Below are 10893 nucleotides of genomic sequence, written 5' to 3'. Positions count from 1 at the left end.
CCCGGCCGCCGCACCCGCCCCCGGTCCCGGAGCGGCCGCCGTCGCGGACGCGCAGGCGGCCACCCGCCGCGAGGGCGACCGGCTGCGCTTCGTCGGCGCGGCCACCCGGCGGATCGCCCGGGGGATAGACCTGGACGAGATCGTCCTCGGCCTGTGCCGGGCCAGTGTGCCGACGTTCTCCGACGCGATCCTGGTCTATCTGCGCGATCCGCTGCCGGTCGGGGACGAGCGCCCGGTGAGCCCGTTCGTCCTGCGGCTGCGCCGCAGCGACCGGCTGCGCTTAAGCGACGAGGAGAGCGAGGCGGGCCCGGAGACGGAGCGGCTGCGGCGAAACGTCGTCGACCCGCAGGCCGACCTGATGCCCGCGGCCGAGCTGTGCGAGGTACGGGCGGGCGGGGCGCTGGCCGAGGTGCTGCGCGGGGTGCGGCCGGTCTTCGGCGACTCCGCGGCGGCGCGGGCCGCCCTGCCCGAGCTGCTGGGCCCCGGCCGCAGCGTCCCCACCGGGCACCGGGCGATCCTCGCCCCGCTGCGCGGCAGACGGCGGGTGATCGGGGCGGCGGTCTTCGTGCGCGGCACCGAGCGGGCTCCGTTCGAGGCCAGTGACCTGCTGGTCGCGGCGCAGCTGGCGACGCACACCGCGCTCGGTATCGACAAGGCCGTGCTGTACGGGCGCGAGGCCTACATCGCGGACGAGCTTCAGCGCACGATGCTCCCGGACTCGCTCCCCCAGCCCACCGGCGTCCGGCTCGCCTCGCGCTACCTCCCGGCGGCCGAGACGGCCCGGGTCGGCGGCGACTGGTACGACGCGATCCCGCTGCCGGGCAGCCGGGTCGCGCTGGTCGTCGGTGATGTCATGGGCCACTCCATGACCTCGGCGGCGATCATGGGCCAGCTGCGGACGACGGCGCAGACCCTGGCGCAGCTCGACCTGCCGCCGCAGGAGGTGCTGCACCACCTGGACGAGCAGGCGCAGCGGCTGGGCAGCGACCGCATGGCGACCTGCCTGTACGCGGTGTACGACCCGGTCGCGCACCGGATCACCATCGCCAACGCCGGACACCCGCCGCCGGTGCTGCTGCACCTGGGCGGCCGGGCCGAGGTGCTGGTTGTGCCGCCGGGCGCGCCCATCGGGGTGGGCGGCGTCGACTTCGAGGCCGTCGAGCTGGACGCGCCCGCCGGTGCCACCCTGCTCCTCTACACCGACGGCCTGGTGGAGTCACGGCTGCGGGACGTGTGGACGGGCATCGAGCAGCTGCGGGAGCGCCTCGCGGCGACCGCGCAGCTCACCGGCCCGGACCACGCTCCGCCGCTGGAGGCGCTCTGCGACGACGTGCTGGACATGCTCGGCCCGGGTGACCGGGACGACGACATCGCGCTGCTCGCCGCCCGCTTCGACGGGATCGCGCCGAGCGATGTGGCGTACTGGTATCTGGAGCCGGAGGACGCGGCCCCGCGCCGGGCCCGCAGGCTGGCCCGGCGGGCGCTGGACCGGTGGGGTCTGGAGGAGCTGGCCGACGAGGTGGAGCTGCTGGTCAGCGAGGTGGTCACCAACGCGGTGCGGTATGCGGAGCGGCCGGTGACGCTGCGGCTGCTGCGGACCGACGTCCTGCGCTGCGAGGTCGGCGACGACTCTCCGCAGCTGCCCCGGCAGCGCCGGGCCCGGGACACGGACGAGGGCGGCCGCGGGCTGTTCCTGGTCAACCGGCTGGCCCGGCGGTGGGGGGCGACGCGGCTGTCCACGGGGAAGGTCGTCTGGTTCGAGATGGCGACCCGGGGGCAGTAGGGGCGGATGGGCGTTCCAGGTCCAGGTCCAGGTCCACGGTGACGGACCGTGGCGAAATGTTGCCGACCCCGAAACGTCGGAGTTGACTGCATTCGTAGCGAAGCGACCTGAATGCCCCACGACCCCCCACGCCTCGACGGGAGGACGCTCGTGACCGAGAAAACTCCGCAGCTTCCGTACACCACGAACAACGCCGGAATCCCGGTGGAGAGCGACGAACACTCGCTCACGGTCGGCGCCGACGGACCGATCCTGCTCCAGGACCACTACCTGATCGAGAAGATGGCCCAGTTCAACCGGGAACGGGTCCCCGAACGGGTGGTGCACGCCAAGGGATCGGGGGCGTACGGGACCTTCGCCGTGACCAACGACGTCAGTCAGTTCACCAAGGCGGACCTGTTCCAGCCCGGCAGGCGCACGGACATGCTGGCCCGCTTCTCCACGGTCGCCGGTGAGCAGGGCTCGCCCGACACCTGGCGCGACCCCCGCGGTTTCGCGCTGAAGTTCTACACCGAGCAGGGCAACTACGACATGGTCGGCAACAACACGCCGGTCTTCTTCGTACGGGACCCGATGAAGTTCCAGGACTTCATCCGCTCGCAGAAGCGCCGCCCGGACAGCGGGCTGCGCGACCACGACATGCAGTGGGACTTCTGGACCCTCTCCCCCGAGTCCGCGCACATGGTGACGTGGCTGATGGGCGACCGGGGCATCCCGAAGACGTACCGCCACATGAACGGCTACAGCTCGCACACCTATATGTGGGTGAACGCGGGCGGCGAGCGGTTCTGGGTGAAGTACCGCTTCAAGACGGACCAGGGCATCGACTTCTACACCCAGTCCGACGCCGACTCCATGGCCGGGACCGACGGCGACGTCCACCGCCGGGACCTGTTCGAGTCGATCGAGCGCGGTGATCATCCGAGCTGGACGCTGTACGTCCAGGTCATGCCGTTCGAGGACGCGCCGGACTACCGTTTCAACCCGTTCGACCTGACGAAGGTGTGGCCGCACGGCGACTATCCGGAGATCGAGGTCGGCCGGATGACGCTGAACCAGAACCCGGAGGACTTCTTCGTCCACATCGAGCAGGCGTCGTTCGAGCCGTCGAACCTGGTGCCGGGCATCGGCCCGTCGCCGGACAAGATGCTGCTCGGCCGGCTGTTCTCGTACCCGGACACCCACCGCTACCGGATCGGCCCGAACTACGCGCAGCTCCCGCCGAACCGGCCGCGGCACGGGGTGAACTCGTACGCCAAGGACGGCCCGATGCGCTACGAGCCCTCGCGGACGGGGGCGGTCTACGCCCCGAACTCCTACGGCGGTCCGGCGGCCGACACCGCCCGGTTCGGTGACCCGGCCGGCTGGGCCACGGCGGGCGAGATGGTCCACGAGGCGTACAAGCCGCACAGCGAGGACGACGACTGGGGCCAGGCGGGCACGATGGTGCGCGAGGTCCTGGACGACGCGGCGCGGGACCGCCTCGTGTCCAACATCTCCGGCCATCTGCTGGACGGCGTGAGCGCTCCGGTGCTGGAGCGGGCCCTCCAGTACTGGCGCAATGTGGACAAGGACCTGGGCGACCGGGTCGCGAAGAAGGTCAACGGCGGCTGACCGGGCCGGTACGCACATGAGCCCGGTGCGCACATGAGTGAGGGGCGGACCGCACCGGTCCGCCCCTCACTCATGCGGTCAGGGCCTTACTGCGGGGGCGCTCCGCCACCGCCGGGCCGCTCACCGGGCTGGCCGTCGTCGCCTCCGGGCTCCGGCGGCAGCTCGGGGGTCTTCGTCGGCAACGTGACGGGCGGGCTGCTCGTGGGCGGCGCCGGGGAGGACGGGGCCTCACTCGGCGTCTCGCTCGGCGTCTCGGAGGGCGTCTCGGGCGGGGTGGGCTCCTCGGACTCGGTGGGCTCCTCGGAGGGCGTCTCGGAAGGCGTCGGCGGTGCGGGCACCTCGCCGCGCTGCACGTCCTCCAGGTCGAACGTCTTGCCGGAGCCGCCGCCGAGGGCGCCGAGGGTGTAGTCGGCCCAGATCCTGGCCGGGAAGCCGCTGCCGCTGGCGCGGCCGGAGTTGGCCGTACCGGTCAGGGAGACCTGCTTGCGGCCGCCGTCGCCCTCGCCGAAGAGGGCCACGACCGTGGCCAGCTCCGGGGTGTACCCGGCGAACCAGGCCGACTTGTTGTCCTCGGAGGTGCCGGTCTTGCCCGCCGCGTCGTAGGCGCCGGTGTTGGCCGCGCCGCCGGACCCGGCGTCGACGACCCCGGTGAGCGCCTTGGTCACGGTGTCGGCAGAGGCGCGGCTGATGGCCTGCACCCGCTTGGGCTTCTCGGCGTCCACCGTGCGGTCGCGGTGCTCGGCGGACTGGAGGATGTGCGGGGTGACCTTGCGCCCGTGGTTGTCGAGCGTGGCGTACACGCCCGCCATGTCCCAGGTCGAGGCGTTCATGGTGCCGAGCGAGACGGCGGGCCGCTCGGGGAAGTTCTTGTCCGGTACGCCGACGGCGAGCGCCGTCTCCTTCACTGCGGCGGGCGTCACGTCGACGATCATCTGCGCGAAGACGGAGTTGACCGAGCTGTTCATCGCCTTCTGCACGGAGATCGGGCCGTAGCTGCGGTCGTCCTCGTTCTGCGGGCTGAACGGGGTGTCGCTGCCGACGACGGGCCGCCTGCTGGTGCCGTCGTACACCGTGTTGAGCCCGATCAGGCTGCCGTCCTGGGTCTTCGACTCGTTCTCCAGGGCGGAGGCGAGCACCAGCGGCTTGAAGGTGGAGGCGGGCTGGTAGTCCTGGCGGGTGGCGTTGCTGATGTAGTGCTTGATGTAGTCCTCGCCGCCGTACAGGGCGACGACCTTGCCGGTCTTCGGGTCGACCGAGGTGGCGCCGGCCTGGACGGTGGCGTCGATCTTGTTGCCCTCGCGGTCGAGCTTGGACTCCAGCTGGTCCTCCACCGACTTCTCCAGCGCCTTCTGGCGCTTCTTGTCGATGGTGAGCGTGAACGTCCAGCCACCGGCCTCGCGGTCCGCGGCGGAGACGCCCTGCTTCTCCAGCTCCTTGTTGGCCGCCTCGACGAGATAGCCGGCCTGGCCCTCCATGCCCTCGGCGGGCTTGGGCTTGTCCGGGACGGGGAACTCCAGGCCGGCCTTCTCGGACTCGGTCAGCCAGCCCATCTCGACCATGTTGCGCAGGGTGTAGGCCCAGCGCTCCTTGACCAGCTTCTTCCCCGTGTCGGTGGCGGTGTTCCAGTCGTACTGGCTGGGGGCCTGGAGGAGGGAGGCGAGGTACGCGCCCTGGGAGACGTCCAGGTCCTTGGCGTCGATGCCGTAGTACGCCTGGGCGGCCGCCTGGATGCCGCTCGCGCCGCGTCCGTAGTAGGCGGTGTTGATGTACCCGGCGAGGATCTCGTCCTTGGACTTCTGCTGGTCGACCTTGAGCGAGATGACCAGTTCCCTGAGCTTGCGGCTCACGGTGGGGTCCTGCGTCAGGTAGAAGTTCTTCACGTACTGCTGGGTGATGGTCGAGCCACCCTGCTTGCCCTTGCCGCTGAGGGTGTTGAAGATGCCGCGGGTCGTTCCCTTGAGGTCGACGCCCTGGTCCTTGTAGAAGGTCTTGTTCTCGGCGGCGACGAAGGTGTGCTGGACCTTCTTGGGCACCTCGTTCAGGTCGACGATCTGGCGGTTGACGCCCTTGCCGGTACGGGCGAGGACCGTGCCGTCGCTGTACTTGTAGACGTTGCTCTGCCGCTCCGCCATGGCGTTCGCGGCGGGGACGTCGACGTACAGGTAGAGAGCGCCGAAGGCGCCCATCCCCAGCAGGATGATCCCGAAGAACGTACCCAGCAGCTTCTTCCACGTGAAGAGTCTGCGTATGCCGCCGCTCTTCGCAGCCCGGCGCGACCCTCGCGCCTGAGCTCGTCGCGCATCCGCTCGACCCATTGCTGTGTTGCTCCCGCTTCTCTGCTCGACCCGCTCGCTCGGTCTCCTCAGTCCGTTCCGACCTGCCAGCTAACACTGTCGGACGGGACAAATGGCAAGCGATCCGGTCTTTTACGGACGTGACAATCAGCACCCGTCTCCATAGGAACCGACTCCCCAGAGGTGGACAAGGTTGCGAGATCCGATAATGTGAAATCACATTGATAGCGCGGCGAGTGGCCGCACAGAACGGGGGACCCCATGACCGTCCAGCACGACGACCACCGCTCCGAGGCCCCGGCACCCGGCCCCGCCATCGACGCCCCCGACATGCCCGAGCCGCAGGTCAGGGAGGTCGCCGCGCATGCGATCCCGGGCGGCCTGGGACTGCTGCTGACGGTGCTCGGGGTGTTCGCGGGCATCGGCCTCGCCATCGTCGGCGGGGTGACGGGGGCGAACGGCAACAACGCCCTCGGCGTCCCGCTCTTCATCCTCGGAGCGCTCCTCACCATTACCTCGTTCTTCTGCATGAGCGGTGTGAAGATGGTCGCTCCGGGCGAGGCCCGGGTGATCCAGCTCTTCGGCCGGTACGTCGGGACGATCCGCACCGACGGGCTGCGCTGGATCAACCCGCTGACCTCCAGCCAGAAGATCTCCACCCGGGTCCGCAACCACGAGACGGCCGTCCTCAAGGTCAACGACGCCTACGGCAACCCGATCGAGCTGGCCGCGATCGTCGTCTGGAAGGTCGAGGACACCGCCCAGGCGCTCTTCGAGGTCGACGACTTCCTGGAGTTCGTCGCCACCCAGACCGAGGCGGCCGTCCGGCACATCGCCATCGAGTACCCCTACGACGCCCACGAGGAGGACGGCCTCTCGCTGCGCGGCAACGCGGAGGAGATCACCGAGAAGCTGGCCGTCGAGCTGACCGCCCGGGTGAAGTCCGCGGGCGTCCGGATCATCGAGTCGCGCTTCAGCCACCTCGCGTACGCCCCCGAGATCGCCTCCGCGATGCTCCAGCGCCAGCAGGCCGGCGCCGTCGTCGCGGCCCGTCAGCAGATCGTCGAGGGCGCGGTGGGCATGGTCGAGATGGCCCTGACCCGGATCGCCGAGCAGGACATCGTGGAACTGGACTCCGAGCGGAAGGCCGCCATGGTCGGCAATCTGATGGTGGTGCTGTGCGGCGACCGCGCGGCGCAGCCGGTCCTCAACACGGGCAGCCTCTACCAGTGACGGACGAGAAGCCGCCCCGGCGACCCCCGGCGCCCCGGCCGCAGCAGCGCAAGCAGATGCTGCTGCGATTGGACCCCGCGGTGCACGACGCGCTGGCCCGCTGGGCCTCCGACGAGCTGCGCAGCGCCAACGCGCAGATCGAGTTCCTGCTGCGGCGGGCGCTGGCGGAGGCGGGGCGGCTGCCGGGAGCGGCCCGGCCGATCGCCCGCCGGGGGCGGCCGCCGAAACGCCCTCCGGAGGAGCAGGGCACTCCGCCCGCCCCCGACGCGTAATCAGCGCCCCTGGCCCGCAACCGCAGGCCAGGGGCGCTTTTCGGACTCGTATACACAGCAGGTATACACCCCGTGTACAGTTCCGCTCATGTCTATCGGTCACACCCTCCTCGGACTCCTGGAGTCCGGCCCCCGGCACGGCTACGACCTGAAGCGGACCTTCGACGAGAAGTTCGGCCAGGACCGTCCGCTGCACTACGGCCAGGTCTACTCGACGATGTCCCGGCTCCTGAAGAACGGACTCGTCGAGGTCGACGGGGTCGAGAGCGAAGGGGGGCCCGAGCGCAAGCGGTACGCCATCACCGACGCCGGGATCACCGACGTCGAGCGCTGGCTCGCGCAGCCCGAGAAGCCGGAGCCGTACCTCCAGTCGACCCTGTACACCAAGGTCGTCCTCGCCCTCCTCACCGATCGCAGCGCCGCCGACGTGCTGGACGCCCAGCGCTCGGAGCACCTGCGGATGATGCGCATCCTCACCGACCGCAAGCGCAAGGGCGACCTCGCCGACCAGCTGATCTGCGACCACGCCCTGTTCCATCTGGAAGCCGATCTGCGCTGGCTGGAACTGACCGCCGCCCGTCTCGGCCAGCTCGCCAAGGTGGTGTCCGCATGATCCCCGAAGGCTCCCTGCTCTCCGCGCACGACCTGCGCAAGACCTACGGTTCGACGCCCGCCCTGGACGGCGCCTCGTTCTCCGTGCACCCCGGCGAGGTCGTCGCCGTGATGGGCCCCTCCGGCTCCGGCAAGTCCACCCTGCTGCACTGCCTGGCCGGGATCATCACACCCGACTCGGGCACCATCACCTACGCGGGCCGCGAGCTGTCCGCGATGTCGGACGCCGAGCGCAGCGCCCTGCGGCGCAGCGACTTCGGCTTCGTGTTCCAGTTCGGCCAGCTCGTCCCCGAGCTGACCTGCGTGGAGAACGTGGCCCTGCCGCTGCGGCTCGACGGCGTGAAGCGCAGGACCGCCGAGCGCACCGCCCTGGAGTGGATGGAGCGCCTGGAGGTCGACGACCTCGGCGCGAAGCGCCCCGGGGAGGTCTCCGGCGGACAGGGACAGCGGGTCGCCGTGGCCCGCGCGCTGGCCTCGTCCCCGAAGGTGATCTTCGCCGACGAGCCGACCGGCGCACTGGACTCCCTCAATGGCGAGCGTGTGATGGAGCTGCTCACCGAGGCCGCCCGTTCGGCCAACGTCGCCGTCGTCCTGGTGACCCATGAGGCCCGGGTCGCCGCCTACTCCGACCGTGACGTCACCGTGCGCGACGGCCGGGCCCGCGATCTGGAGCACGCCGGATGACGCTGCTCGCTTCCCGTACCACCCCGCCCGGCGAACGGGACCGCCCCGAGCCGCCCTCGCGCGGCGCGGCCACCCTCCGGGACCTCGGCCTCGGAATCCGGTTCGCCGCCGCCGGTGGCCGCGAGGGCTGGATCCGTACGCTGCTGACCGCCGTCGGCGTCGGCCTCGGGGTCGCGCTGCTGCTGCTCGCCTCCTCCGTACCGCATCTGCTGGACGAACGGAACGCCCGCGAGCAGGCCCGCAGCGAGGCGCCGCTCTCCGGTTCGCCGGACGGGCGGGCCGCGAAGTCGGACACGTCGGTGGTGCGGATCAACACGACCACCGAGTACCGCGACCGGACCGTCGCGGGATACCTGATGCGCCCGGACGGCTCGAAGCCCGTCCTCCCGCCGGGGGTCGCACGCTTCCCCGGGGCGGACGAGATGGTCGTCTCGCCCGCGCTCAAGGAGCTGCTCGCCGCCCCGGGCAGCGAACTGCTCCGCGAGCGGCTGCCGTACGAGATCACCGGCACGATCGGCGACGCCGGGCTGCGCTCGCCGGGCGAGCTCCGCTACTACGCGGGCAGCGACACCCTGACGCCCGCCGCCGGCGGCGAACGGATCTCCGGATACGGGAGCCCCGGCGAGACCGACCCGCTCCCGCCGCTGCTGATCGTGCTGACCGTCATGGTCTGCGTGGTGCTGCTGGTGCCCGTCGCGATCTTCATCGCCACCGCCGTGCGGTTCGGCGGCGACCGGCGCGACCGCAGGCTCGCCGCGCTGCGGCTGGTCGGCGCGGACATCCGGACGACCCGGCGCATCGCCGCCGGGGAGGCGCTGTTCGGCGCGGTGCTCGGGCTGCTGATCGGACTGGCCTTCTTCCTCGTGGGGCGGCAGTTCGTCGGCGCGGTGGAGATCTGGGACGTCAGCGCGTTCCCGGCCGACCTGGTGCCCGATCCGCTGCTGGCGCTGCTGATCACGGTGGCGGTGCCGCTGACCGCCGTACTGGTCACGCTGGTCGCGATGCGCTCGGTGGTGATCGAGCCGCTCGGTGTCGTGCGCCGTGGAAAGGACCGGGGCCGTCGGCTCTGGTGGCGGCTGCTCATGCCGCTCGCCGGTCTGGCGGTGCTCGGATCGACGGGCCGGATCAGCCCGTACGAGTACGCGCCCGTGAAGCCGTATGCGGTCGCGGCCGGTGCTGTGCTGGTGCTGGTCGGGCTCGCCCTGCTGCTGCCATGGCTGGTCGAGGCGTGCGTGAACCGGCTGCGCGGCGGCCCGGTGCCCTGGCAGCTCGCCACCCGCAGGCTCCAGCTGAGCAGCGGGGCCGCCTCCCGCGCGGTCAGCGGGGTCACGGTGGCGGTGGCGGGTGCGATCGCGCTCCAGATGATGTTCGCGGCGATGAACGCCGACTTCAACCGGGTGACCGGCCAGGACCCCACGCGGGCCCAGTTCGCCGCGTACTCCGAGGACGTCACGGGCGATGCGGCGACCTCGGCCATCGAGCAGTTCCGCGCCACCAAGGGCGTGGAGGTCGTGATCGGCTCGGTGGAGGCGTACGCGTCCAAGCCCGGTGACTACGCGGACGACGACATCCCGCCCACCACCTCGCTGACCATCGGCACGTGCGACACCATGCGCGAACTGGCCCGGATCACCTCCTGCGAGGACGGCGACACGTTCGTCGTGCACCCGCGGGGCGACAAGGACATGGCCGACTGGGTCGACCAGACGGCCCGCAAGGGCGAGGTGGTCGAGATCGGCTCCGGGACGGGCAAGCCGATGCGGTGGACACTGCCCGCCGACTCCCCGACCGTGCAGGGCCGCCAGGACCCGATGGGCACCCCCCACTGGGGAATCATGGCCACCACCGGCGCGGTCGACGCGGGCAAGCTGCCCGGGGCGCAGATCACCGCCCAGATCCGGGTCGACAGGAGCGTGCCGGACGTCGCCGAGTACGTACGCAACACGGCCGCCCGGATCGATCCCGGCATGCGCTTCGTCACCCTCGACTCGGTGGAGCGCGACCGGCAGTACGCCAGCATCCAGACCGGCCTCCAGGTCGGGGCGACCGTGGTGCTGCTGCTGATCGCCGCCTCGATGCTGGTCTCCCAGCTGGAGCAGTTGCGCGAGCGCAAGCGGCTGCTGTCGGTGCTGGTCGCCTTCGGCACCCGGCGTACGACGCTGGGCTGGTCGGTCCTGTGGCAGACAGCCGTTCCCGTGGCCCTCGGCCTGGTGGTCGCGGTCGCGGGCGGGCTCGGTCTCGGCGCGACGCTCACCTGGATGATCGAGAAGAGCGTCTCCGACTGGTGGCTGTTCCTGCCGCTGACGGGGGCGGGTGCGGGGCTGATCCTGCTGGTGACGGTGCTGTCGCTGCCCTCGCTGTGGCGGCTGATGCGGCCGGACGGTCTGCGTACGGAGTAGGG

At 71.1% G+C, this 10893-nt stretch carries 8 protein-coding genes; 7 read left to right on the top strand and 1 reads right to left on the bottom strand.

Features of this window, described 5'->3' with window-relative positions; translation table 11 throughout:
• Together CIB93_RS23585 and CIB93_RS23580 are read left to right on the top strand one after the other, a co-directional pair.
• The coding region (locus CIB93_RS23585) for an ATP-binding SpoIIE family protein phosphatase (RefSeq protein WP_096629610.1) at positions 1-1783 on the top strand (1783 nt) is incomplete at its 5' end.
• Between the two features lie 150 nt (positions 1784-1933).
• Positions 1934-3397, top strand: coding sequence for a catalase (locus CIB93_RS23580; protein WP_096629608.1), 1464 nt, complete (start codon positions 1934-1936; stop codon positions 3395-3397).
• An 86-nt stretch (positions 3398-3483) separates the two neighbouring features.
• Here the strand turns inward: CIB93_RS23580 and CIB93_RS23575 are convergent, their stop codons facing one another.
• On the bottom strand, positions 3484-5712 hold the full coding sequence (locus CIB93_RS23575; RefSeq protein WP_096629607.1) for a transglycosylase domain-containing protein: 2229 nt from the start codon (positions 5710-5712) through the stop codon (positions 3484-3486).
• A 240-nt stretch (positions 5713-5952) separates the two neighbouring features.
• Here CIB93_RS23575 and CIB93_RS23570 point away from each other — a divergent pair, with 240 nt between their 5' ends.
• The 5 genes from CIB93_RS23570 to CIB93_RS23550 all read left to right on the top strand — a co-directional run bounded on the left by CIB93_RS23570 (position 5953) and on the right by CIB93_RS23550 (position 10891).
• Positions 5953-6924, top strand: coding sequence for an SPFH domain-containing protein (locus tag CIB93_RS23570; protein ID WP_096629605.1), 972 nt, complete (start codon positions 5953-5955; stop codon positions 6922-6924).
• Positions 6921-7196 carry a hypothetical protein gene (locus tag CIB93_RS23565; RefSeq protein ID WP_096629604.1) on the top strand — a complete coding sequence of 92 codons (276 nt, stop codon included), beginning with the start codon at positions 6921-6923 and terminating at the stop codon, positions 7194-7196. Before CIB93_RS23570 ends, CIB93_RS23565 begins: the two co-directional genes overlap by 4 nt.
• Before the next feature lie 88 nt (positions 7197-7284).
• Positions 7285-7809, top strand: a complete 525-nt coding sequence (locus tag CIB93_RS23560) for a PadR family transcriptional regulator (RefSeq protein ID WP_096629602.1) — start codon at positions 7285-7287, stop codon at positions 7807-7809.
• Positions 7806-8492: an ABC transporter ATP-binding protein gene (locus CIB93_RS23555; protein ID WP_096629601.1), complete on the top strand. Its 687-nt coding sequence runs from the start codon at positions 7806-7808 to the stop codon at positions 8490-8492. Before CIB93_RS23560 ends, CIB93_RS23555 begins: the two co-directional genes overlap by 4 nt.
• On the top strand, positions 8489-10891 hold the full coding sequence (locus CIB93_RS23550) for an FtsX-like permease family protein (protein WP_096629599.1): 2403 nt from the start codon (positions 8489-8491) through the stop codon (positions 10889-10891). The genes CIB93_RS23555 and CIB93_RS23550 overlap by 4 nt, the downstream gene beginning before the upstream one ends.
• Positions 10892-10893 lie beyond the last annotated feature (2 nt).

The organism is Streptomyces sp. WZ.A104 (assembly GCF_002382885.1).
Lineage (GTDB): Bacteria > Actinomycetota > Actinomycetes > Streptomycetales > Streptomycetaceae > Streptomyces.
The sequence above is the reverse complement of the archived record's forward strand: the minus strand, read 5'-3'. Positions and strand labels throughout refer to the sequence as shown.